We start from the raw sequence: 23,576 nt of genomic DNA, 5'->3' as shown, positions 1-23,576 counted from the left end.
CAGAGGTCTGCGTCAGGGGCGCCGCCCATTTCCAGCCTGAACGCACCACTTTCCTCTCGGCCCCGCCCCGTTTTCCGTTGATCCCCCCCGCCGAATCGGAGGACGCTTCTCCTCGGAGCGAATCCTCATGCCCGACCCCATTCTCCTTCGCTTTCGCGCGACCCCGGGTGAAAACGTCGACGTGCCGGTCGTCCTCGTCGGCGCGGGAAAGGCAGCCGCCGAGCGCTGGAAGGACGCGCCGCGCACGCCCGGCGTGCACGTCCTGCTCGCCGGGGATCGCGAGTATGCCGTGCGGCTCGCGCCCCCCGTGCCGGAGGCGACGATCCGGATGCTCGAGGCGCACCGAAACAAGAGCGTGCGCGTCGTCTTCCCCGGTCGATCCCCCGTGCGGCGCAGGATCGAAGGCGTCGCCGTCGTGCCGCCGAACCACCTCGGGCAGGCCGCCGCCCCCGAGGCCGCCGCGGCCCTCGATTTGACAGCCGGGCGCGAGGGCGCGCCGTCGTTATGGCTCCTGCCCGACGGCTCGTTCGCCACCGAGCCGGGGAAGCCGCCGCGCGGCCTCGACGCGGGCCCCGCGCTCGTCCGCGCCGCGCGCTGGGTCTCGTCCCGCCGCACCACGACCTTCGAACGCCTCTTTCCGCCGAGCGCGTTTCACCCCGACGAACCCTTGCGCCCCGAGCGGCTCACCGCGCCGCAGGCCGCGGGCCTGCTCGACCAGGCCAGCAGCGCCGTCGCCGCCGCGAGGACGACCTCCGCATATGCGCGAAATGAGCCGATCGCGGCCGCGCAGATCCGATCGGCCGCGCTCACCGTGCTCTCGCACCTCGTGGCCACCACGCTCCGGGATCCGGCGTTCCGCGCCACGGCCGACCAGGCCGCGGCCCTGATGTTCGCGCTCGTCGCCGGCGAGACCGGCCCCACGGCCGTGCCGGCGCTCCGGGCGCACGCGATTCAGCTCCTCTCGATGCGCGCGCCGGCGCTCTCCAAAGCGGACCGCCAGCGCGCGCGGAGCCTCGTCCGGAGCCTCGTACGCGAGGCGCCGCCCTACGACGCGCTCCCCGGCCCGTGGCGCTTCGCCATGTGCTCGGCCCGCGATTTCCACGAGGGCGAGGTCGACATCCTCCTCGGCCGCTACGGCTTCCGCGAAATCCCGGCGCCCGACGGCTCGCCGAAGCCCCCGAAATACGGCACGTATCGCGTCCTCGAAGCGCCGTTCCGCACCCCGGGCGGCGATCCCGTCTGGCTCTACGCGCGCGCCGCGCGGCCCGACGACGAGAACCTCGAAATGGCCGACGCGGCGTTCGTCGGCGTCTTCATCAACCGCCATGCCCAGCTCGGCGCCTACGACATGCGCGCCGCCACGGCCACCGCGCGCCAGGCCGGCTACAAGATCATGATGAACGCGCAATGTGCCGGACTGACAACCCGCTTCGCCATCGCGCGCGCCTTCCCCGACGCCGACATCTACTCGTCCTGGGACAGCACGTATTTCCGCACGGGTGGGCCGGACGGCAAGATGAACGCCTCCGAGGGCGTCGATTGCTTCGTCGAGCTGCTCCGCGGCATGTGCGAGAAGGAGACGCACGCCCAGATCGAGGCCCGCATGCGGCGCGCGCAATGGCATCACGCGCAGGCGAGCTTCCCGGGGTTCTCGCAGTTCATCGGGCCCGGCAATCCCCTCGTCGTCGCGCGCTTCCAGGACGTCAACCGCGACGGCCGCGCCGACCTCTACGACGGCTTCCTCGACCTCACGATCGCCGAGCTCGCCGAGGACCTGCGCGCCTCGCTGAGCCCCCGCGATCCGGGCGTCGCGCCCTCGCAGATCGGCGGCGAGGCGGCCACGGGGCTCGGCTGGGCCGCGGGCAGCATGAACCGCGTCACCCAATACTCGGATCTCTGGGCGGGTTTGCCCGGACAGAGCGAGCTGCTTTACGTCTTTCACGCGGGCGGCTTCTACAGCCAAGGCGAGCCGCCGGCCGACGTGCCCGGGGGCCTCGCCGGCGAGCGGATCGGGGCCTTGCCCGCGGTTTGTCGGTACGTACGGGGTGGGGGTTCGGGGGCGCAGCTCGGCTTGTCCGAGCGGAGCCCCCGAGCGTTGGACGAAGGGCCCGCGGGCATGCAGGCGGACGTGATGATGCACGCCCACCTGAGCCACGCCGGCAAGGAGCTGAAGCGCCTGCTCTGCGCGGCCGACGCGTTGTGGCGCGCCTTCGACACGGGCCTGCTCGATGGTCCGCCCATGCACACGCTCGCGGGCAAGCGCGGCGCCGTCCTGCTCACGCTGGCCGGGCTGCTCGAGTTCCCCGCCGACCAGAACTTCGTCGACGGCCTCTGGGCCATGGCGCTCGAAGCCCTGCGATTCCCCTCGATTTCGAGGACGCTCGTCCGCGGGTGCATCACCGACGCGGACCACGACGCCTCGAACTACTACGGTTCGCGCCGGGGGCTCGTGCAGCTTCTGGAGGATCTCGGGAAATCGGATCCGCTCGCGTTTTCGATGCTCGCGTCGGAGGATCCGAAGGTGGGACGCGCGAAGGAGATCTAGCCTCTACAGCTTCGTCCCCGTCCGCTTCCCCGGCGGCGGGGCTTTGCCGTTGGGGAGGCCGAACACGCCTTCGGGCGTCGGGGCCTCCTCCTGGACATCATCGGGATCGAGCGGGCCGTAGGCCTTGCTGCCGACCTTGAAGAAGACGCGGCGCATCCTGTCGCTGAGCTGATCGAACGCGCGCGCCGCCATGACGTCGTAGACGCGGCCCTCGCTCGGGCCACCGCCGATGCCGTACATCGGGTTCGTGTAGTCGACTGTGAAGTGATCCGGCGGCTGCACGGGCAGGTCGAACTCGAGTTTGTCCGTCTCGCCCGGGATCTTCATGGCCACGTGGAAGAAGACCACGATGCCGACGAACTTGCGGTCGCCCTTTTCCTCGGTGAAGAAATCGCCGGCCCAGCTCACCTCGTAACGCACCTCGATCGTCGGCGCCTGGACGTCGTTCACGTCGGGGTCCTTCGTGATCTTGCCGTCGCGCGCGTCGATCGCCGCGAGCGCCGCGCGCATCTCCGCGGGGTTCTTGCTGCCGGCGGCCTCGCGCAGCCGATCGTACGGGTCGCGGTCGTCCTTCGGCTGCTCCGCGAGGGGCTTGCCGTCGGGGCCGATGCGCGGGCCTTGCTTCAGCGCCATCACGTCGGCCGGGAAGACCTTTTCGAAGCCCTGTTGCAGGCTCCGCACGATCTCGGCCTCGCGCTGCACGCTGACCTTCTCGCCGAAATGCGGGGCCACCGGGACGATGTTGCCGCCCTCGATCTCGGCGCCCTTCTCGCGGAGGAGCTGGTCGACCTTGCCGAGCTTCTCGGTCGACGGCGCCTCGAAGCGCGCCTCGACGCGGGCCGTGTCATTTTTCTCGAGGTAGCCGAGCAGCTTCTCCATGAACGGCTGGAGCTTCGGATCGTCCGTCGAAGCCTGCTCGCGGAACTCGCCGAGCGTCTTCGTGAAGAGCGCGTGGATCTCGTTGCGCGCCTCCTTCTCGACCACCGACGTGGGGTATTTCTTGAGGAAGTCGCGCAGCGCCGTGACCGAGCCCTTCTCCTTGGCCTCGCGGAGCGCCGCGCGCGGCAGCAGCTCGTCGCGCGCCTCGTCGAGGTGACGCTTGCCTTCGCGGACGTACTGCTCCCACAACCACTCGCGATCGACTTCTTTCGCGTGCGTGAACATCGCCTCGTCGCTCGCGACGTTGCGCGTGTGCCACATCGGCAGGGCGACCAGGGCCGCGGCGCCGGCGGCGACGCCGAGGATCGTGCCCTTCGCGAGGAGCGCGCCGAGCGATTTCGCGGCCGGCTGCTGCATGTCCTCGTCGCGCGGCGCCTGCACGGCCCAGGTGTCCTTGACCCGCACCTCGAAGAGCGGATCGATCTTCATCAGCGCCTCGATGTCACGCGCCTCTGCCGCCTCGCGGATCGCGCGCTGCGAGGCGCCGAGCTGCCGGAGGACCTCCTCCGCGCGCTCCTTGCCGTGGATCGTGAACGTCTCGGTGATGCCACCCTCGAACGTGAAGGTGAGCGTCGTGCCGTTGTAAATGCCGTTCGTGTGCTGATGGACGCCGCGGAAATCCACGAGCGCGCTCATCGGCACGATGCGCAGGACGCGATCCTCGGCGTTGATGAAATCCATCGGGAAAAGGAAGCGTCCGGGCTTGTACGGCAGCGCGGAGCCGAGGCGGACGCGACGGATCAAGAACAGGATCGACAAGAGGACGATCGCCGTGCCGAGGAAGTAAAGGAACATCACCGGCATCGACTGGAGCTCCTCGCCGAACTTGTGCAGCAGCGTGCCGACGACGAGGATGAAGCCGAGGAGCGCGAGGACGAACCACCCTGCGATGGCCGCGCCTTGCGAGGGGATGCTCGACAAAAGGGGGTACGGGTACGACTGGTGCTGCATGCAGCTGATGAGCCGCTCCCGCACCTCCCTCGGCAATGCATTGAAATCGACGCGCTTGGCCTCTGCCATGGCGACCTCCGAACGGAAGCCGCGAGCCGAGCGACCTCCCGAGCCGAGCACGATACGCGAGGGCCTCTCCGTGTGTCTACGGGAGGCGCGTTTTTCGCGGGGGCTCGCGGGAGATCACGCGCCGACGGATTTCGTCGCGCTTCAGCGCACCACGCTGCGCGAGGCCAGCATCTCGTGCTCGACCTTGACGAGCTTGTTGTAGACGCCGATCAGCAAGAGCGACGGCACCCACTGCCCGACGAAGTTCGCGAGCTCGAGGCGCTTCGAGTAACCAAAGCGGCGCTGCGGGCGCGCCGAGGCTGCGAGGCTGGCCGAGATCAACATCGACCCGAACGCGAGGCCGAGGTACGCGATCGAGGGGAGGCGCGAGGTTTGGCGCTCGATGAGCTGCGTCGTCCTGCCCTCGTTCTTGTTCAGCGTGGAGGTCATGCCCTGCGTGGAGACGTCGAACGACTGATCCATGGATTCCTCCCGGGGCCCTGTCCGACAGGATCGGCGGAGCCCGCGCCGGCCGACGCTTGCGACGATCACGCCAACGGGAAAAGCGTGCAGGGGAGAAGCGAGGGCGCGGGCTCGGCGCCGCACGACCCTCGCCGCGGCTGTGGCGCGCGTGCGCGAGGCGCCGGGCGTGCGAGGCGCGGCGTCGCGGAGGAGAGCGACGAGCCGCGCGAGCTCCTGCTCGGCGTGGGCGAGCGACGCGGCGAGCTGGGCCGCGAGGGAGAGGTGGACGGAGGCCTTGCCGGCTCCGGCGAACTCGGGTGATGATGGCCGGACGTCATGAGCCATCAGGGCCCGTACTTCATCCCCTCCGGCGCTCCCCCCGGGACGCCTCTCTTGATGGAGGAGGATCGTCCGCCGGAAGGCGTTTATTATTTCCGCATCTATGCGGTGCTGATGATCCTCATGCTCCTCGGCGCGTTCGGGACAGGGCTTTACCTGATGCTCGGGCCGGCCATGCGGGGGATGTCCGGGTCGTCCGCGGCCGGAGAATGGGTGGCGGGGATCTTCCTGGCGGGCCTGTCGTTTCTCATCATCATCCCGCACGCGGTCGTGCTCTTCGCCGGCAAGGCGAAATGGGCCTACACGATGGGGATCGTCCTGATCGGGCTGAACATGCTGTGGAATACGTGCTGTCTGCCCATCACGATCCCGCTGCTCATCATGTGGATGAAGCCCGAGACGAAGCGCTGGTACGGCGTGACCTGAGCGCGCTTCGCGTCCCCCGTTCCACCTGAAAAACCGGTTCGCCGCGAACGTACGCGCGTGCAGGGGGCGCCCGGCGCGGGAGGTGCACGCATGCGCCCGGTACGGGGGGATCGATATGAGAGCGATCATGCTGGCGATCGTGCTCGGGCTCGTGATGCTCGGGTGCGCCGCGAATGTCCAGAAGCCCGCCCGGGAGGCGACGCTGGGCGCGATTTCCGCGCTCGAGAGGCCTCCCGAGGACGCCGAGCTCGCCCGCAAGATGGGGCTCTTGCTCGATCGTTTTCTGACGAATGCGCTCGCGGCCGGGCCGCCCCCGGGAATCAAGGCGATCTCGGCGGACGTGATGCGAGGCGCGATGCAAGGGCTCACGGCGACCGTGCCTGAGCAGCGGTGGATCGTGCGGCACCTTGTCTCGGAGTCCCTGCGGACGGCGGTCGATACCGTGATGGATGAGCGCGGGCCCATCAGCCAGGCGGCCGCGAGGGCCGGCGAGCAGGCGGCGATGGGGCTCGTGCGAGGCATGAACAGCCGGGAAAACGAGGCGACGACGATGATCGGCGAGGTCTCGGGCGAGATGGGCCGGTCGCTGACGCAGGCGATGGGCAGCGAGATCGCTGGCTGGTTCGGGCCGGACGCCGAGGGGCCGCTCGCGGACGCGATGGCGGCGGCGGCCGAGCGCGCGGCCGGGGCGGCGGTGCGCGGGGCCCTCGCCGCGGCGAAGGACGAGGTCGCGCAGTGCACGGACAAGAGGGGCGAGCCTTGCGTGAACGACATCGTGGCCACGCTCAGCCGCTCGGCCGCGCGCGGGGCGAGCGAGGGCCTTCGGCGGGAGCTCGAGCCTTTGCCGATCGGAATCGCGTTCGTCGTGGGGCTCGCGGCGGCGCTGCTCGGGATCCGTGTCCTGCGCGAGTGGCGCTCGCGGAAGCGCCCGACGGGCTGAAAGCCGAAGCCGCGCGCCCGCTTCGATCTTGCCACGTGGGGCGGGATGAGGAACAAGGGCCTCGTTGGAGGAGCGGGAGACATTGCTGCAGAACGAGGCGGGCACGATCGTGGCCGAGGGGCCGCTCGTGCTCGTCTGCGACTGCCCCGGGGGCTTCGCCGATACGCTGGTGAAGCTCTACGCGCCGTTCGCGCTCGTCGCGTCGATCCTCGTCTCCATCATCGTCGGGCTCCGGGCGGCGCCGCTCCCCATCCTGCTCATCGCGATCGTCTGGACGACGGCCTCCGCGATCGGCAATCGCATCGCGCGGCGGAGCGCGCGCAAGCACGGGCGCTTCCGGATCGACCTCGAGCGAGGCGAGATCGTGCAAGAGGGCCGGGGTTTTTCCCGGACGCTCGACGCGCGTGGCCTCGTCCACGCGGCGACGCCCGTGGTGGCGGGGGTCGAAGGCGAATCGACGGAGCCCGGGTTCGAGCCGCGCTGGCTCGCGCTTACAATGAAAAACGGCGAGGAGCTACGGCTCGGCAAAGGTCCGGCGCACGCGCTCCGCCCCGTCGTCGTTTTCCTGCGGGAAGCCGGGGTGCCCGTGAAGAGCAATCGAGGTTGATCGCAAACATCCCGATTGTCGGGGCATCGCACGTCCTGTAGCATGGGTGCTGCCCCACATGCTTACCCTCTTGCGTCGGATCGCCCCTTTGCTCTTGCTCGCGGCGACCGCGGGTTGTGAAGACCCGCCTGCGCCGTGCCACGTCGCCACCGCGCCTTACTACGCGCGGTACCGGGTCCTCTCGCAGAGCGGCGGCCTGTGCGACATCCGCATCGGCGAGGAGGTGGGGATCGAGGTGTATCCCGGCAGAGGCCCGGACGGGCCGGATTCGAGCCGGCCGAGCATCGCCGTGCAATCGTCGTTCATGGGCCAGATGGCGTTCATGGTCGACCGCGACGAGCAGCGGCCGTATTCGTTCGGCTCCTTCCCGGAGCTCGCGGACGCGGATGGGTTGTGCCGCCCCGGCGACCTCGCGCCGGCCGATGTCCAGTTTCCTTCGCAGGTGGTTTTCGACGATCTCGGCAACCCCTTCGAGGTGCCGGGCGCGCACGTGCGGGAGACCTGGAAGGACCTCCGGATGCTCGTCACCCACAGCCTGCCGGGCGTGCGGTTCGCCGCGGAGCTCACGGTGGAAGACCTCACGAACGGGTGCTCGGTGAGGTACGAGGTCTCGGCGCTCTCGCCGTCGGTCGACTGCAGCTCGTTTTTCCCGGAGGCCACCCCGGGGGACGAGCTTTGCTCACCGGAGCCCGATCCGAGCACGGGCAACCCGTCCGGCTCCGGGATCGACCCGCGCATCCAGACGCGTTGTGATTCGAACACGCTCCACTGCGTGCTCGTGGGCTCCCCGCTGGATCCGCTTTGACCCGTTCGGCGCGACGAACGTTTGGAGTACGAAACGTGGTTTTTCCTTTCCGGATCCCCGGTGTCGCCTTCCTCGTGGGCGTTTTTCTCGCCACACCCGTCGTCCTCGCGGAAGAGCCCTTGCCGAGCGGCCTCGGCGCCGGCAGCGGGGCGCGCTTCGGAGAATCGATCGATCCGGCCGGCGTGCGCCTCCTGCCGCTCATGGCGCCGGAGCTGCGCGGCGGGCCCGCGCGATCGTTCGAGAACCTCGCGCTCCTCTTGCCGGGGACGCAGGAAGACCTGTACGGCGTGTCCTTCGTCGGGGCGAGCTCGCCGGAGAATACGTTTTTCGTGGACGGGATTCGTGTGGGCAATCCGGTCCTCGGCGTCCTCCAGATGCCGCTCTCGATGGAGTTCGTCGAGCGGGCCGACGTGACGGTCGCGGGGGCCGACGTTGCATTCGGGCGGGGCATGGGCGGGGTGTACGACGTCACGACGAAGAGCGGCGGGGATCGATTCCACGCGTCGACGTGGGGCAGCCTCGCGCCGGGCGCGCTCGAAGGGGAAAGGCCGCTGCGGGTCTTCGAGAACACGGTCATTCATACGGATCCGCGGCTCGACGGCGTGCGGGATCTCGGCGGATCCGTGGGGGGGCCGATTGTAAAGGATCGGCTCTTCTTTTTCGCGGGCGGCAGCCTCGCCCGGCGGCGTTATCGCCTGGATCGCAGCCTGAACGCGATGACGTGGACCCCGTCGGACGATTTCGGCGACGTCTTCGGAGCCAAGCCGACCCTCGACCCGGAGACGGGCGCGCAGGTGAAGACGCGGCTCGCCGGGACGGAGCGCACGGAGTTTGCCCAGGGGGACGTCGGGCAATGGATCGGCAAGCTCACGTACCGGCATTCGAAGGCGCAGGAGGTCACGCTGTCCGTGTTCGGGACCTACGCGGGGTCCGGGGGCGGCGCGACGTATGCATTCGATCCGCGGAGTGACGCGATCGGGGTCGACAACTTGAATGGAGAGCTCACGGCCATGGGCCGGCGCGAGACGGCGCTCACGAATGCGGTCGTGCTGCGCGGGACGAGCTTGCTCGGGCGCGATGCGCGGCTCGACACGGCGCTCGGCTGGGTGCGCAGCCAGACCGAGACGCGCGCGGCGGATGGATCGGGCGTCGACGACATCGGCACGCCGGGGACCCTCGCGCACGTGCCGCGGGTGCTCTGGAACCGGCCGCTGGATTCGGTCCCGCCCCACCCGATCGACGATTTCGAGGATCTTCCGACCAGCGCATATCCCGTGTGCTCCCCGCCCGGCGCCCCGATCTTGTTCGCGCTGAACTGCGCCGCGGGCCCGTATTCCATGGGGGGCCCCGGGCTGCTCTCCCGGTTCACCGCGGATCGGATCGAGGGGCGCGCCGTCGTGTCGCTGCGCGCGCGTGGGCTCGGCGAGCACAAGATCCGCGCCGGGATCGATTTCGAGGTCGCGACGGTGTCGCGGGTGCAAGGGTACTCCGGCGCCGCCCTCGTGCGGGAGAGCCTCGGCGGGTCTTTCGTGCGGAATGAGCGGTTCGGGTATCTCGCCGGCCCCGATGCGCCGGTGACGTACGACAGCACGACCACGCGGGCCTCGTCGTACGGGGCGGGCGCGTTCCTCGCGGATACGTGGCGCATCGTGGACGGGTTCGTGATCGAGGCGAGCGTGCGTTACGACGCGCAGGTGTTTGGCGCGGGGACGCTCGCGCTGCCGTTCATGATCGCGCCGCGCGCCGCGGTCACGTGGGATCCGACGAAGAAGGGACGGGCGCGGATCTTCGCGACGTACGGGATGCGGTACCAGTCCGTGCCGCTCGACGTCTCGGTGCGAGCGCTCGCGAAGGAAACGCGGCTTTCGAGCTTTCATCAGACGAGCGGCTGCCGCGTCAACGCGCCGGAGGATCTGTATGGCGGATGCGGGCGGGAGTCGGCTTCCGTGATCGTGAATCCGGCGCAGCCGAGCACGCTGTACTCCTTGCAAGGCGGCCGGAACGCGGTGGACCCCGACACGTCCGCGCCCGCGTCGCATCAGATCGTGGCGGGGGCCGAGGTCCTTGTGCCTCTCGGCGTGCGGCTCGGGGCCGTGTTCGTGCACGACGAGCTCATTCGCGCGCTCGAGGATACGAGTTTGTCGACGGGCGGATTCTTGATCGGCAATCCGGGCGCGGGGGCCGCGGTCTTCGCGACCGAGGCGGAGCGGGTCTACAATGGGCTCTCCATCACGGTGATGCGGCCGTTCGCGGGCGGGTTCGTCGGGATCGCGAGTTATACGTTCTCCTCGCTGTACGGCAATTACAGCGGCTTCTTCCGGCAGGACACGGGGCAGCTCGATCCGAACAACACGACCGATTTCGACGAGCCCGAGCTCGACACGAACCGGACCGGGCTCTTGCCCGGGGATCACACGCATTCGGTCAAGCTGTACGCCGGGAAAGAGTTCGTCCTGCCGGCCGGGGTGATCCTGGAGGCCGGCGCGGGATACACGGGGCGATCGGGGACGCCGTACAGCATGCTCGGCTCGCACGCGTTGTTCGGGGACGGCGAGGTGTTCATTCTGCCGCGCGGGTCCGCCGGGCGGACGCCGTGGGTGAACCGCATCGACGCGCGTCTCGGCGTGTCGGCCCAGCTCCGCAAGGATCTGCGGCTCGGCGCGAGCGTCGAGATCTACAACCTCGCGGGCAGCCAGACGGAGACGGCGGTCGATCAGAATTACACGTACAACGACGTGCAAGCCATTCCGGACGGCACGCCGGACGACGTCCCCGAGGACCTCGTCGAGAACCCGCGGTACGGAAAACCCGTGGCGTGGCAGGCGCCGCGGCAGGTGCGGTTCGGGCTGCGCGTCGATTACTGAGGCCGCGACGCGCGCACGATTTCGCCGGGCGCGGGCAAGCTTTCGTTCGAAGGGGCGGCGACGAGCTCGGCGTAGTCGCATTCGGAGATCATTTCGTTCGCCCGCGTCGCGTCGACCCAGCCGACCGAGAGCGTCAGGATCGCCGTGACGTCGTGGTGCAGGAAATAATGCCCCCCGGGCTCGGCGGTCAGGGACGCGTCGACCAGCGTGTCGGAGCCGAGCTCGGCGTCCACGTCGTCGCCGTACCGGGTGACGATCCTGTGAACGCCGGCCTCGGCGAGATAGCAAAAATACGACGGGCCCTTGGTCATGCCGACGAGCCGAACATTGTCGTGCACGACGGCGGGGACGAGCGCCGCGACCCCGTGCGGGCGGAGGACGCAGATCCGCGCGGTGTTCGGGGGCAGGGCGGCGAAGGCGCTCGCCGGGGCGTTCTCGCGCATGTTGAGCTCGTATTTCGTGCAGGACAGCGCGAGGAGTCCGGTGAGGGACGCGAGGGCGAGGGGGAGGGCGCGTCGGGCGAGCATGCCCGGCGTGATAGAATGGCGCGCGCGAGGCGTCAATGAGCTGACGTGGCCGTCCGCAATCCTTCGAGCCAGGGCGCGAGGTCGTCGGGCCACGGGCTCTCCCAGGCGAGGGATTCGCCCGTCCGGGGGTGCACGAAGCCGAGGCGGGTCGCGTGGAGCGCGAGGCGCGGCGGATCCAGCGGGCTCGTCTTTCCGTACTTGCGATCGCCGAGGACGGGGTGGCCCTCGTGGAGGGCGTGCAGGCGAATCTGGTGGGTGCGGCCGGTCGTGAGGCGGAATCGCATCAGCGTCGCGCCGGGGGTGCCCGGCGGGGAGAGGCGCTCGAGCACGGTGGCGTGGGAGACGGCGCGTTTCCCGGCGACGGGCTCCTCGATGGTGCGTTCGTCCCAGGCGACGAGGCCGAGGAGCGCCGCGAGGTAGACGCGATCGAAATCATGGGCGCGAATTCGATCGGAGAGGGCGCGGTTCGCGCTCTCCGTCCGCGCGAAGACGACGAGCCCGCTCGTGTCGAGATCGAGGCGGTGGACGACGTAGATCGTGCCGCCGAGGGCGCGGCCGAGCAGATCCGCGAGGTTTCCCCGGTCGCTCTCGGGCGTCGGGGCCGTGACGAGGCCCGAGGGTTTGTCCACGACCACGAGGTCGTCGTCTTTGTAGGCGATGCGGAAGGGCGGCAGGCTCGCCTCGTCTTTGGCGCGCGCGGCGGCGCCGACCTCCTTGGTCGCCCGGTCGAGCGCGCCGCCGAGGTGGGCGAGGATGGTTTGTCCGGGCCGAATGGCGCGACCGGCGACCTTGACGCGTGCGCCGTCGACGAAGACGCCGCCGAGGTCGATGGCGACGCGGGCCTTGCGGCGCGAGAGACCCGGGACGTTCGCGGCGAGGACCTGATCGAGCCTCTGGCCGGCGTCCTCCGGGCGGGCGACGAAGCGGTAGCGCTGGTGGGAGAGGCCTGTCATTGGGGTGGTTTTGCCTCAAGGAGCCGGATCGGGGAAGTGGCTGAGGCCGATCAAGTTTCCGTCGGGGTCACGCGTGTAGAGGGTATACGGGCTCTCGCGTTCGACGGGAAAACCTGCCTCGGCGAGGGTCGTGCGCCAGCGCTCGCGCGCGTCCGGGCGGATGCCGAGCGCGAGGCAATGCAGGCCGGGGGCCGTGTCCTCGCGGCGCGGGGCATGGGGCGAGCGGGGGTTCGGGGGCGCAGCTCCGCTCGCCGGAGCGGAGCCCCCGGGCGTGGACGCGCGCTCGACCGCCAGAAACGCGCCGCCCGCGAGCGCGAGCCATACCGAGCGCGGCTGCCCTGCGGCGTCGTCCCAGCGGCGAAGGACGGGGAGGCCGAGCACGCCCGAATAAAAACGCTCGGCTCGATCGAGGTCGGCGACGACGACGGCGACGTGGTGGACGGCGAGGGGGGGCTCCATCGGGGCGGGAAGGTATCGCATCGTCGGGCCCGGGAGGAGCGTTATGCGCCCGCGGGATCGACGAGGGGGCTTGACGCCCTCCGCGCGTGACGGCAAAAGCTTCCGTCATGCGCGAAGAGAACATGGGGATCGTCAAGTCGCTCGTCAGCGTTGCCTGGGCCGACGGCCACTTCGACGTGAAGGAACGCGAGATGGTCGAGGCGCTGATCTCCACGTTCGAGGCGACGGAGGAGCAGGCCGCCGAGATCCGCGCGTACGCGGCCGAGAAGAAGACCCTCGACGACATCCCCGTCTGGGACATGCCGTTCGACGATCGCCGCGTGCTCCTGCGGCACGCCGTGTTTCTCACGTACGTCGACGGCGAGCAGCACGAGACCGAGAAGAAATTCGTGGAGGATCTCTGCGCGAAGCTCGAGCTCGACGCGGACGAGGCGAAGAAAATCGTCGAGGCCGCCGAGCACAGCGCCAAGAAGCACCTCGACCTGCTCTGATCGATCGGCCTCGGGTGGCCCTTCCGGCGCCTCGACGTCGCCGCTACGCTGCGTGTCGGAGGCGACATGCAGGATCATCGCAGGGAAGGGCCCGAGGGGCCGGGCGAGCGGCGCGACGAGAGGCACGAGGGCCACGGCGAGGGGCGGCGGGCCGAGGGGCCCGAGGGCACGGATTTCCTCGATCTCGAGGTCTCGAAGGTGCTCTACAGCGAGGCCGCGGCGCTGACACGCGCGGCGGCGCGCGAGATTCTCAAGGATGCCATCAAGGAGCGGCTGCGGGCGCGGCTCGGGCCGCGGCTCGAAGCGATCGCGCGGCTCGCGGCCGACGAGCTCGCGGACGACATCGAGGCGAACCTCGCCGTCGAGTCGATCGTGGAGGGCCGAAAGCACGCGCGCGCCGCGCGCGAGGAGGCGATTCGGAAGGCGCTCGCCCCGATGCCCGAGCACACGAAGGAGTAGCCCGCCGGTCGGCCCCTCCAGGTTCGTGATCCTCGACGAAGTCGGCACGATGCTGCCGCACGACCGCAACGAATTCTCATTTTCGCGCTTGCCCCCGAGCGGGTGGTCGAGACAAACCTTTTCAACGAGGTAGGCGCAGGACGAGGCGCGCCTTTCGGAAGGAGCTTACGTCGAGCCGTTCTCGATGGCGCGCGATCTGGCTCCTGTCTGGACGCACCGCCGCGCGTACGCGATCGTTCGGCCTCGAAGCAACCTTCCTCAGGAGACTTGAATGAAACGATTGGGCACGCACCATCTTCGCAGCTTCGGCGTCCTCGTCGGTCTTGGCCTCACGCTCGCCGCCATCGGGTGCGGCGACGACCAGGGCAGCGGCAGCACGAACAGCACCAGTTCCAGCAGTAGCTCCGCCAGCGGCAGCGGCGGCGGCGGCGCTGGCGGTGGGGGCAGCGGTGGCGGCGGCACCGGCGGCATGGGCGGCACCGGCGGCATGGGCGGCGCCGGCGGTATGGGCGGCACCGGCGGCGCCGGCGGCAGTGAAGCGAAGGGGCTCAGCTTCTTCGTCTCCAGCACCGGGAGCAAGACGGCCAACCTGGGCGGGCTCGCCGGGGCCGACAAGAGGTGCCAGGACCTGGCCGCCGCGGTCGGCGCCGGGGCGAAAATGTGGCGCGCCTACCTCAGCGTCGAGAAGGGCTTCAATGGAGAGCCCGTGCACGCCAAGGAGAGGATCGGCGCCGGACCCTGGTACAACGCGAAGGGCGCGCTCGTGGCGGCGAACCTGACGGAGCTGCACGAGAGATACGGCGATCCCGAGGTATTTCTCGACGAAAAAGGCGAGAAGGTGCCGGGTCAGTGGCCAAACTCCCCCACGCCGAACGAGCACGACGTCCTCACCGGCACGGCGCGGGACGGCACCGTCATCCTCGGACAAACCTGCGCGGACTGGACGTCCGAAGACATCATGATGACCGCCCAGGTGGGCCATAGCGATGGGCTCGGTCCCGGCGGGAGCATGGACGCGATGTACAGGCCGTGGAATTCGGTGCACGCCAACGGGAATTGCGGCGACACCGCTCCGAAGGGCGGTAGCGGGCGCGTCTACTGCTTCGCCGCGGATTGATCGATCTCGATCACGCTCATCGGCTGCGTGTCGTCCCACGCGAGATCCATCCCGCCGCTCGCCGGCGGCGGGGTGGATGCGAGCGTGGGATCGGCCCGCGCGGGACGCGGCGCCGGGACGTCGGCCGCAAAGGCCGGAGGGAGCGTTCGTTCGGAGCCTGGAAACGGGAAAAACGAGGGCATGAGGGACCTCCAGGGAAGCGAGAGCTGGGTCTCGCCCTCGCTTCATCGACCCGAGAGGCCCGGCAGTTGCGTTATTTCTTTTGCCCCGCGTCCTTCGCCCGTTTGTCGTCGTCGGCGAGCAGGGCCGTCATCGCGTCGTTGTGCCGCTTCTGCGCGGCCGCGATGCGCTCCTCCATCTTTTGCTCCATCTCGCGGGCCTGCGTGAGCGAGCTGTCGATCTGCGCCTTGCTCTCGTTCGCACGGGTGATCCGGGCCTCGCTGGCCTTCTTCTCCGCGTCGTCGCCCTTGCTCTGCGAGGCGCGCTCGCGGGCGATGTAATCGTCGAGCGTCTTTTTCACCTGCTCGGCCTCTTCGATGAGCGCGCGCAGGCGGACCTTCTCCTCGACCATCGCGATGTGCACGAGGTAACTCGAACGGCTGATCTGATCGGCTTGCTCTTCCAGCGTGGCCGCGTCTTCCTTGCCGAGCTTGGTCCGATGTTGGTCGATGATGGCGTGGGCCTCGTTCCGCTCGCGGAGCCGCTTCTCGAGCTGCTTGCCGACGGAATCCGAGAGCGCCTTGTTGACGGTCCCCGAGAGGTCGACCTCGCAGCCCTTTTGCTTGGCCACATACGTGGCCGAGCCGGCGACCTTCTTGACGATCTCGTCCTGCTCGGCGACGAAAAACGCCGCTGCGCCCTGGACCTCGCGGGTGCGCTCGACGTACGCGTGGCTCCGGCCCGCGTCGTTCGCCGTGCGGTGAATGTCACCAACGACGCTCCAGTCGGGCGCCTTGAGCCCCTTCGAGTACTCGGAAAAACCGGAGGCGAGCGTCCGCGCATCATCGTCGTCGCGGCCGAAATCCTTGACGATCTGCTGGATGACGGTCGGATAGTCCTGCGCGTATCCGGGCTGCGTCGCCGAGGAGGCGATTTCAGGCTCGGGCTTCGGGGCAGAGCAAGCGACGGCGCTCGTGGCGAGCAAGATGGCGAGGGAAAACGCTCGAAGACCGTTCATGGGCTGAAGTAAAGCCATCCGCGCCGAGGAAGGTCAAGTCAAGAGCAGCTTGTCCCTCGTTTCAGGTGGTCGGCGCCGCGACCAGATCGAGCATGTAGAAACGATTGCAGCCGTGGTGTCCGGTGCCCCCGAGCTGACGATCGAGCCGGCGAAAGCCGAGGCGCTCGTAGAGGCGCATCGCGGAATCCATGCCCGTGAGCGTCTCCAGGTAGACGCGGGCAAACCCACGCTCCCGCGCGACGTCGAGGACGTGCCGGAGCAGGCGCTCGCCCATTCCTTTGCCGCGCGCCTCGCGCAAAAAGTACATCTTGCGCAGCTCCGCCGTGTCCGTGTCGCCGCCTTCGAGTGGACCGAGCCCCGCGCCGCCCACGACCCGGCCCGCCATTTCGACGACGAAATACGCGGAGCGAGGACCCGCATACGCCGCGCTCATCGCCGAGACCTCGGGGTCGTGAATGGCAAAGCCAGGGCCGTCCGCGCCAAACTCGGGCATCACGGCGCGGATGATCGCGGCGACCGCAGGATCGTCCTCGGGGCGGATCGGGCGAAAGGAGAGATCGTCGGGCATGGGGGTAGTTTGGCGAGCCAAACGAGTTTTCAGACGGGCGCGCCGAGGTCGCGGAGGAAGCCCCGCACGACGGCCTTCGCGGCGTGCTTGCGGTACTCGCGCGTCGAGCGGACGTCGTCGATCGGCGCGATGTCCGAGAGGACGGCGGCGTCGAGGGCGTCTGCGGTGATCGCGGGCAGGGGTCGCGAGAGGACGAGGGCGCGCGTCTGGAAGAGGGTCGCGGTGACGGGCGCGACGGAGGCCATGCCGAGGCCGAGCCGTACGACCCGATCCTCGGAGCGGACCGCGATGCCCGCGAGCGCGACCTTCGAGATGGCCTGCGCCCGCCGCGTGCCGACCTTGCGCCAGATCCAGGGCGATCCCTCGGGCGGGAGCGCGATCTCCACGGCGACGATGACCTCGTCCGGCGCGCGGCTGCTCTGCTTGTACCCTGTTTGCAGCGCGGAGAAGGGGATCCGGCGCTCGCCGCGGACGCTCTTCACGACGATCGAGGCGTCGTACGCCGCGAGCGCCGCCACGCCGTCGGCCGCGGGCGAGGCCGTCGCGAGGTTACCGCCGAGCGTGCCGCGGGCCTGGATCTGGATCGCGCCGAGCTCGCGGGCCATCTCCACGAGCATCGGGGCGCGCTCGAGGATCGCGGGGTGGCGGCGCATCTCGAGGTACGTCGTGGCCGCGCCGATGCGCAAGAGGCCGCGCGTGACCGTGATGCCGCGGAGCTCGTCCATGCGGGAGACGTCGACGACGAGGGGCAGGGGATCGGCGTCGGGGCGCGGGGGCTTGAGCTCCTGCTCGACGACCCAGTCGGTCCCGCCCGCGAGCAGGACCGTGGCCTCGCCGCGCGCGTGCCGCTCCGAAACGAGGCCGCAGAGCGCGTCGAGCGAGGCCGCCCGTCGCATGTCGTGGAGGGGAAGATCCGCGAGGCTCACGAGGCCCCTCCCGCTTGCCGACGCTCGCGGGACGCCTCGCGGATGCTGTCGACGATGCGCTGGTAGCCCGTACAGCGGCAGAGGTTGCCCGCGATGGCCTCGCGGATCTCCTCGTCGCTCGGCTCGGGCCTTCGCGCGAGGAGCGCCTCGGCCGAGATGAGCATGCCGGGGGTGCAGATGCCGCACTGCGCGCCGCCGTGATCGACGAAGCAACGCGCGAGCGGGCCGAGGTGCGTGGCGTCCGAGAGGCCCTCGACGGTGGTGACGGCGCGGCCTTCGCACTGGCCGATCGAGACGAGGCAGGCGTTCACGGGCGCGCCGTCGAGCAGCACCGTGCACGAGCCACACTCGCCCTCGCCGCAGCCCTCCTTGGTCCCCGGGAGGCCGAGCGGACCGCGGAGGGCGTCGAGCAGCCGCACGAGCGGCGGCAGGTCGACCTCGCGCGAAAGGCCGTTGAGGGTGAGCGTGATCTTCAAGGGTTACTCCTCCACCTTGCGCTGGATGAACTCGATCTTGTAGCCGTCCGGATCCTCGACGAACGCGATCACGGTGGTGCCGTGCTTCATCGGCCCCGCCTCGCGCGTGACCTTGCCGCCGCGCTTCTTGGCCTCTTCGCAGGCCTTGTACGCGTCCTCGACGGCGATCGCGATGTGGCCGTAGCCCGTGCCGATCTCGTAGCTCTTCGTGTCCCAGTTGTGCGTGAGCTCGAGGACGGCCGTCTCCGACTCGTCGCCGTAGCCGATGAACGCGAGCGTGAACCGGCCCTCGGGATAGTCGCGTCGGCGGATGAGCTTCATGCCGAGGACGTCCGTGTAAAACGCGAGCGATCGGTCGAGGTCGCCGACGCGGAGCATGGTGTGGAGGATTCGCATGGTCTTCGGGTTTCCTTCGCTGCGCGGCCTTCGCGTTTCAGCCTTTGCGCGTGGTCTGGAGCTCGAGCAGCTTCTCCGGCAAGAGCGGGAGATCGCGCGCGAAAATTCCCGTCGCGTGCTCGACGGCCGCGGCGATTGCGGGCGCGCCGCCGTCCATGGGCAGCTCGCCGACGCCCTTGGCGCCGCCGCCGGGGCCGTACGCGTACGGAGCTTCGACGAGGTCGACGTGCATGGGCGGCGCGTCGAGCGCGGTCGGGATGATGTAGTTCGTCATGCGCGGGTTCTGGATGAGGCCGTTCTTCCAGACGACGTCCTCCCAGAGCGCCCAGCCGATCGCCTGGAGGCTGCCGCCCTCGATCTGGCCCTTGCACATGACGGGGTGGATCGCCTTGCCGACGTCCGTCGCGGACCAGAAGCCCGTGACCGTGACCTCCAGCGTGTCGAGATCGACCTCGACCTCGGCCACGTCGCACGCGTAGCCGTACACGGGATACGCGTCGCCCTTGTACGTGCCGTCGTCCCAGGCGACCCAGCCGGGGTGCTCGTACTGCACGAGCGCCGTGACCTCGCGTTCCTTGGTGAGCAAACGATCGGCGGCCGTGACGAAGTCGCCCCCGCCCGCCTCCTGCTCGGCGCGGACGCGCGCGGCCACCTCCCGCGCGGCGCGCTCGACGATGCCGCCGACGACCATGACGGTGCGCGATGCGACCGTGGGGCCAGAGTCGGGAACGTACGAGGTCGAAGGAACGGCGAAGTCGATGTCCGCGAGGTGAAGGCCCGTCGCGTCGGCCGCGATCTGGCGGAAGACGGTCTCGGTGCCCTGGCCGATGTCGGTCGAGGCGGTGCGGATGCGCAGGCGCCCGCCGGGCAGGAGATCCACGGCGACGCGGCCCTTGAGGTGCTTCTCGCCCGAGCCGGTGAAGCCGGCGCCGTGCATGAAGACGCTCGCGCCGATGCCCCGCGCGACGCGGCCGCGGACGGCCGGGGGGTTCTTCCGTTTCTCGTGGTACTCGCTCGCGGCGAGGGCTTTCTCCAGGCACTCGGCGACGCCGACGGAGCCGCGGAGGATCTGGCCCGTGGCCGTGGTGTCGCCCTCGCGCAGCATGTTCTGCGCCTTGAGGTCCATCGGGTCGCGGCCGAGCTCCTGCGCGACGCGGTCGAGGTGCCGCTCGATCGCCCAGATGGTCTGGGGCGCGCCGAAGCCGCGGAAGGCGCCGTTCGGCGGGGTGTTCGTGGCGACGGCGATGGCGTCGATGCGCACGTCGTCCCAGCGGTAGACGCCGGCGGCGTGGAGGGCGCCGCGCGAGAGGACGACGGGCGTGAGCGTCATGTAGGCGCCGCCGTCCATGAGGATGCGGATGGAGAGCGCGCGGAGGGTGCCGTCGCGATCGCAGCCGGAGACGATCTCGCAGATGGCCGGGTGGCGCTTGGTGGTCGCCTCGATGTCCTCCTTGCGGTCGTAGATCATGCGCACGGGCTTGCCGCTCTTCTGCGCGAGGAGGGCCGCGTGGAGGGCGATCACCGAGGGATACTCCTCCTTGCCGCCGAACCCGCCGCCCGTGACGGCCTGCGTGACGTGCACGCGATCGGCGGCGAGCTCGAAGCCGTGGAGGAGCGCTTTGTGCACGTAATAAGGGCACTGGAGGGAGCCGGTGACGTGGACGCCCTTGTCGTCCCAGCGGGCGATCACGCCCTGCGGCTCGATGTAGAGCTGCTCCTGGTGGTGCGTCGTGTAGCGGCCGCGGACGACGACCTCGCAGTTCGCGATCGCGGCGTCGATCGCGGCGGCGCTCGCGGCCGGATCGGGGAGATCGGCGCGGCCCTTCGTGATGGAGAAGCGCTTGTGGACGTTGTCGTCGCCCCAGATGACGTCGACCTTCGCGAGAGATTGCTCGGGGTCGAGGACGGGCGTGAGCGGCTCGAGGTCGAGCTTCACGGCGCGCACGGCCTGCGCGAGCTTGCGTTTGTCCGCGCACGCGAGGAGGGCGACGGGCTCGTAGGCGTGGCGGATCTGATCGGCCGCGAGGATGGGCTGCTCGGCCGAGATGCACTGGACCTCGTTCACCGCGAGATCCGAGGCGCGTACGACGGTGACGTCGCTCCAGTCGAACGCGGGATCGAGCGTGATGCCGCGGAGGCGGGCGCGCGGGACGGGGCTGCGGACGGTGGCGCCGAAGAGCTCACCAGGCTCGCGAGGGAGGTCGTCGACGTACGCGGCGCGCCCCGTCACCTTGGACGCACCATCGGTGCGCGGCACGTTGGTCCCGATGAAGGGAGGGCGGGCAGACGAAGCGTTTTGCGCGGCGGTCGTCATCGCAGGCGACACGATACCGCGGATCGCGGCGATGGAGAACGCTCTCAGACGGTATCGGCGAGCTCGACCAGACGGCGCGGATGGTAGAGATCCCGCAGCGCGCTCGGAGGGGCGTCCTCGAGCGCGCCGAGGACACGCGCGCGCCACGCGGCCGGGATCGCGTCTTCGCCGAAGCGAGCGCCGAGGAGCGCGCCCGTGATGGCGCCGTTCGTGTCAGCGTCGCCACCACGGTTGACGGCGTCGATCAGCGCGGCCTCGTACGACGGAGCATGCAGGAGCTCCCAGAGCGCGAGGCGGAACGCCACGCGGACGAACCCTTGCTGGCGATGGAGGTGAATCTCCGGGCCGTAGAGCTCGGGATCGTCCCGAACGGCGACCTCGAGATCCCAGCGCAGCGCGTCGCGCGCAGCCTCGACGTCACGACCGTCGCTCGGGACGATGTCGATGAGCGTGGCGGCAGCCGCTTCGACCTCGGCGCGTATCGTCTCGAACATGTCCGTCGCCGAGGTTTGTCCCGCGCCGGCCGCGGCGATCGCGGCGCAGAGCGCGGCGCACGTGATGCGGCAACGCGGGTCGTAGTGGGTGATCGCGCTGTCGGCGAGCGCGGCCATGCGGCGCGCTTCCGGGGCGTTCGCGAGCGCGACGCCGATCGGCGCGATCCGCATGAGCGAGCCGTTGCCCGCGGTCCTGCGCTCGGAGTGGATCCAGGCGCGACGCGAGGCTTCGCCGAGGGAGACGCCGCGCGCGATCATGGAGAGCGAGGCGTGCGTGAGGTTGCCGATGTCGAAGGCGTGCTCGACCCACGCGACGTAACGCGCCGCCACGTCGGCCGCGTGAAACCGGCCGTGCTCCTTCAAGCTGAGCGCGAGGCACGTGGCCATCTGCGTGTCGTCGGTGACTTGCCCGGGGGCGACGCCGAACGGTCCGCCGCCCGTGACGTCGGTGTGCGGGCCTTTCGCGAGCTCGGGGAACGGCGGCGCCTCGCGCGCCTGGAACTCGAGCGTGGTGCCGAGCGCGTCGCCCACCGCGAGCCCGAGCAAGGTGCCGCGCGCCCACGCGCGCCGGGATCCAGTCGCAAGCCGTGTCTCGTCCACGAGGGCTCCTTTCCGGTCTAGTCGCCGAGGAACGTGGGCGGCGCGCGCAGGTACCGCATCGCCTCGGCGGGCGTGTTGATGTCCACGAGCACGTCGGCATCGTCGACGTCGACGTCGCGAAGGTCGCCGCCGAGCACGTGGAGGTGATCTCGCAGCGGAGGCGGGTTCGGCTGGCGATACCGATCGAGCGCGCGGCCTTGCAGCGCCACGGGGTGCCCCGCGCGGCCGCCGTACCGCGGGCGCGTCGCGAGCGGAGGCGCGCCGTCCGCGCCGAGGGCCCCGAGCAAGGCCGCCGTCGTCGACGCGCGCGCGGGCAACGTGTCGACGGGGCAGACGAGCACGCGATCGTTCGCGGCGACGCGCTGCACGGCCGTGGCGATTGAGCCCGCGGGGCCGAGCTCGTCGTCCGCGTCGGAGACGAGGAGGTCGAGGCCCGGGCGGACGAACGGGATGAGCGCCTGCACGATGGGCTTGCGCGCGACGACGACGACGCGCGAGGACTCGGCCGCGAGGCGGGCCTCGGCATGCGCGATCGCGAGCGGCCGCTTCTGCCCGGGCGATCCGGGCCAGAGGAGCAGCGCCTTGGGCCCGCCGAGGCGCATGCCTTTCCCGGCCGCGAGCACGATCGTCACGGTGTTCGTCATGCGTCCTGTTCCTTTTCGACGTCCTCGTGCGCATGGCCCCGCGCGCCGCGGCGCGCGCCGGAGACGTTTGCGCGCCACGACACGAGCTCGGCCGCGATCGCGACGCCGATCTCCGCGGGGAGGCGCGCGCCCACGTCTACGCCGAGCGGCATGCGGACGCGCGCGATGTCGGCCGCCGCGACGCCCTTCGCCTCGAGCCGCGCGCGGGTCCGGGCCGCCTTCGCGCGGCTGCCGACGCCGCCGACGAACGCAAAGCCAACGCCGAGGGCCCACTCGATCGCAGCCTGATCGAGCTGATGATCGTGCGTCATGACGAGCGCGGCAGAGCGGCCGAGATCCGCGGGGAGCGAGGCGCGGACCTCGGGGTCGTCGTGATCGGCCTGGAGGAGGCGCAAGCGAGGCGCGGCCGCGCCCTCGGGGTCGCCGGATGGCCTCGGCAAACGCGCGGGATCGGCCGCGACCGCGCGCGCATCGCAAAGCGTCACGCCGAACCCGAGCGAGGCGAGCAGCGGCGCGAGGTAGACACCAACGTGCCCGGCGCCGACGACGAGCACCGAGAGGTCGGGGGAGAGGGGCTCGATGAGGATTTCGGCGGAGCCGCCGCAGCACATGCCGAGCGAGGGCCCGAGGCGGAAGGTGTCGACGCGCGGGGCAGGCGCGGCCGCGGTGAGCGTCGCGGCCATCGCCGCGAGGACCGAGCGCTCGACGGCGCCGCCCCCGACGGTCCCGATCGCCGCGCCGGCCTGGAAGAGCGCGAGCTTCTGGCCGGGCGTGCAAGGCGCGGAGCCCTGCCGGGCGATCACGGTGGCGACGACGACACGTTCGCCGCGCTCGAGCGCGTCGAGCGCGGCCCGCAGCACCTCGGGCGGAGGCGCGGTGCGAGGGATGACCGTGGATACGTCGAGCACCGGATACGCCGAGTGTAGCGGCGGAACCGGAGTCGCGAAAGGCGTCCCGCGCCCGAAGCAGTGGCGAAAGGGCACGCGCGCCGTATCCTCGCGCCGTGGACGAACGGCGAGTCGAGGCGGCAGCGAGCGCACACAGGGCGA

24 protein-coding genes are annotated in these 23,576 nt (G+C 70.2%); 9 read left to right on the top strand and 15 right to left on the bottom strand.

Annotated elements, in window-relative coordinates:
• The first annotated feature begins 127 nt into the window (after positions 1-127).
• Positions 128-2,545 carry a hypothetical protein gene (locus QHF85_RS30685; protein ID WP_281330916.1) on the top strand — a complete coding sequence of 806 codons (2,418 nt, stop codon included), beginning with the start codon at positions 128-130 and terminating at the stop codon, positions 2,543-2,545.
• Between the two features lie 3 nt (positions 2,546-2,548).
• On the opposite strand, the gene QHF85_RS30680 is transcribed toward QHF85_RS30685, so the two are convergent.
• Complete coding sequence (locus tag QHF85_RS30680; RefSeq protein ID WP_281330915.1) at positions 2,549-4,504, bottom strand: hypothetical protein; 1,956 nt, start codon at positions 4,502-4,504, stop codon at positions 2,549-2,551.
• A gap of 141 nt (positions 4,505-4,645) precedes the next feature.
• Positions 4,646-5,290, bottom strand: coding sequence for a hypothetical protein (locus QHF85_RS30675; RefSeq protein WP_281330914.1), 645 nt, complete (start codon positions 5,288-5,290; stop codon positions 4,646-4,648).
• Here QHF85_RS30675 and QHF85_RS30670 point away from each other — a divergent pair.
• The 5 genes from QHF85_RS30670 to QHF85_RS30650 all read left to right on the top strand — a co-directional run bounded on the left by QHF85_RS30670 (position 5,282) and on the right by QHF85_RS30650 (position 10,926).
• Positions 5,282-5,710 carry a hypothetical protein gene (locus QHF85_RS30670; RefSeq protein ID WP_281330913.1) on the top strand — a complete coding sequence of 143 codons (429 nt, stop codon included), beginning with the start codon at positions 5,282-5,284 and terminating at the stop codon, positions 5,708-5,710. The genes QHF85_RS30675 and QHF85_RS30670 overlap by 9 nt on opposite strands.
• Positions 5,711-5,837: 127 nt before the next feature.
• Positions 5,838-6,650 (top strand): hypothetical protein, encoded by an 813-nt coding sequence (locus tag QHF85_RS30665; RefSeq protein ID WP_281330912.1) that lies wholly within the window; start codon positions 5,838-5,840, stop codon positions 6,648-6,650.
• 82 nt (positions 6,651-6,732) lie between these two features.
• Positions 6,733-7,257 (top strand): hypothetical protein, encoded by a 525-nt coding sequence (locus QHF85_RS30660; RefSeq protein WP_281330911.1) that lies wholly within the window; start codon positions 6,733-6,735, stop codon positions 7,255-7,257.
• Between the two features lie 58 nt (positions 7,258-7,315).
• Positions 7,316-8,062: a hypothetical protein gene (locus QHF85_RS30655; protein ID WP_281330910.1), complete on the top strand. Its 747-nt coding sequence runs from the start codon at positions 7,316-7,318 to the stop codon at positions 8,060-8,062.
• Positions 8,063-8,097: 35 nt separating this feature from the next.
• Positions 8,098-10,926: a TonB-dependent receptor gene (locus tag QHF85_RS30650; RefSeq protein ID WP_281330909.1), complete on the top strand. Its 2,829-nt coding sequence runs from the start codon at positions 8,098-8,100 to the stop codon at positions 10,924-10,926.
• Here the strand turns inward: QHF85_RS30650 and QHF85_RS30645 are convergent.
• The 3 genes from QHF85_RS30645 to QHF85_RS30635 are packed head-to-tail and all read right to left on the bottom strand — an operon-like array spanning position 10,920 to position 12,865.
• Positions 10,920-11,453, bottom strand: coding sequence for a hypothetical protein (locus tag QHF85_RS30645; RefSeq protein ID WP_281330908.1), 534 nt, complete (start codon positions 11,451-11,453; stop codon positions 10,920-10,922). The genes QHF85_RS30650 and QHF85_RS30645 overlap by 7 nt on opposite strands.
• A 32-nt stretch (positions 11,454-11,485) precedes the next feature.
• Positions 11,486-12,406: an RluA family pseudouridine synthase gene (locus QHF85_RS30640; RefSeq protein ID WP_281330907.1), complete on the bottom strand. Its 921-nt coding sequence runs from the start codon at positions 12,404-12,406 to the stop codon at positions 11,486-11,488.
• Between the two features lie 15 nt (positions 12,407-12,421).
• The gene (locus tag QHF85_RS30635; RefSeq protein ID WP_281330906.1) at positions 12,422-12,865 is read right to left on the bottom strand and encodes a VOC family protein; all 444 of its coding nucleotides are present in this window, start codon (positions 12,863-12,865) and stop codon (positions 12,422-12,424) included.
• A 107-nt stretch (positions 12,866-12,972) separates the two neighbouring features.
• Between QHF85_RS30635 and QHF85_RS30630 the strand changes: the two genes are divergently transcribed.
• The 3 genes from QHF85_RS30630 to QHF85_RS30620 all read left to right on the top strand — a co-directional run bounded on the left by QHF85_RS30630 (position 12,973) and on the right by QHF85_RS30620 (position 14,932).
• Complete coding sequence (locus QHF85_RS30630; RefSeq protein ID WP_281330905.1) at positions 12,973-13,356, top strand: hypothetical protein; 384 nt, start codon at positions 12,973-12,975, stop codon at positions 13,354-13,356.
• 66 nt (positions 13,357-13,422) lie between these two features.
• On the top strand, positions 13,423-13,815 hold the full coding sequence (locus QHF85_RS30625) for a hypothetical protein (protein ID WP_281330904.1): 393 nt from the start codon (positions 13,423-13,425) through the stop codon (positions 13,813-13,815).
• Positions 13,816-14,086: 271 nt separating this feature from the next.
• Entirely contained in the window at positions 14,087-14,932 is an 846-nt protein-coding gene (locus tag QHF85_RS30620; RefSeq protein ID WP_281330903.1) for a hypothetical protein, read from the top strand.
• On the opposite strand, the gene QHF85_RS30615 is transcribed toward QHF85_RS30620, so the two are convergent.
• The 10 genes from QHF85_RS30615 to QHF85_RS30570 form a co-directional block, all read right to left on the bottom strand.
• On the bottom strand, positions 14,911-15,114 hold the full coding sequence (locus tag QHF85_RS30615; protein ID WP_281330902.1) for a hypothetical protein: 204 nt from the start codon (positions 15,112-15,114) through the stop codon (positions 14,911-14,913). The genes QHF85_RS30620 and QHF85_RS30615 overlap by 22 nt on opposite strands.
• A gap of 71 nt (positions 15,115-15,185) precedes the next feature.
• The gene (locus tag QHF85_RS30610; protein ID WP_281330901.1) at positions 15,186-16,109 is read right to left on the bottom strand and encodes a hypothetical protein; all 924 of its coding nucleotides are present in this window, start codon (positions 16,107-16,109) and stop codon (positions 15,186-15,188) included.
• Positions 16,110-16,170: 61 nt separating this feature from the next.
• Positions 16,171-16,677, bottom strand: a complete 507-nt coding sequence (locus QHF85_RS30605; protein WP_281330900.1) for a GNAT family N-acetyltransferase — start codon at positions 16,675-16,677, stop codon at positions 16,171-16,173.
• Between the two features lie 29 nt (positions 16,678-16,706).
• Positions 16,707-17,603, bottom strand: coding sequence for an FAD binding domain-containing protein (locus QHF85_RS30600; RefSeq protein ID WP_281330899.1), 897 nt, complete (start codon positions 17,601-17,603; stop codon positions 16,707-16,709).
• Positions 17,600-18,079 (bottom strand): (2Fe-2S)-binding protein, encoded by a 480-nt coding sequence (locus QHF85_RS30595; RefSeq protein ID WP_281330898.1) that lies wholly within the window; start codon positions 18,077-18,079, stop codon positions 17,600-17,602. The genes QHF85_RS30600 and QHF85_RS30595 overlap by 4 nt, the downstream gene beginning before the upstream one ends.
• 3 nt (positions 18,080-18,082) lie before the next feature.
• The gene (gloA, locus tag QHF85_RS30590) at positions 18,083-18,475 is read right to left on the bottom strand and encodes a lactoylglutathione lyase (RefSeq protein WP_281330897.1); all 393 of its coding nucleotides are present in this window, start codon (positions 18,473-18,475) and stop codon (positions 18,083-18,085) included.
• Positions 18,476-18,512: 37 nt separating this feature from the next.
• Positions 18,513-20,732, bottom strand: a complete 2,220-nt coding sequence (locus tag QHF85_RS30585; RefSeq protein WP_281330896.1) for a xanthine dehydrogenase family protein molybdopterin-binding subunit — start codon at positions 20,730-20,732, stop codon at positions 18,513-18,515.
• Positions 20,733-20,833: 101 nt separating this feature from the next.
• Entirely contained in the window at positions 20,834-21,883 is a 1,050-nt protein-coding gene (locus QHF85_RS30580) for an ADP-ribosylglycohydrolase family protein (RefSeq protein ID WP_281330895.1), read from the bottom strand.
• Positions 21,884-21,900: 17 nt separating this feature from the next.
• Positions 21,901-22,527, bottom strand: coding sequence for a nucleotidyltransferase family protein (locus QHF85_RS30575; protein WP_281330894.1), 627 nt, complete (start codon positions 22,525-22,527; stop codon positions 21,901-21,903).
• Positions 22,524-23,435 (bottom strand): XdhC/CoxI family protein, encoded by a 912-nt coding sequence (locus QHF85_RS30570; RefSeq protein ID WP_281330893.1) that lies wholly within the window; start codon positions 23,433-23,435, stop codon positions 22,524-22,526. The genes QHF85_RS30575 and QHF85_RS30570 overlap by 4 nt, the downstream gene beginning before the upstream one ends.
• Positions 23,436-23,576: the final 141 nt, after the last annotated feature.

Origin of the sequence: Polyangium sp. 6x1, assembly GCF_029946515.1 — a bacterium.
In the GTDB taxonomy this organism is placed as follows: Bacteria; Myxococcota_A; Polyangia; order Polyangiales; family Polyangiaceae; genus Polyangium.
The sequence above is the reverse complement of the archived record's forward strand: the minus strand, read 5'-3'. Positions and strand labels throughout refer to the sequence as shown.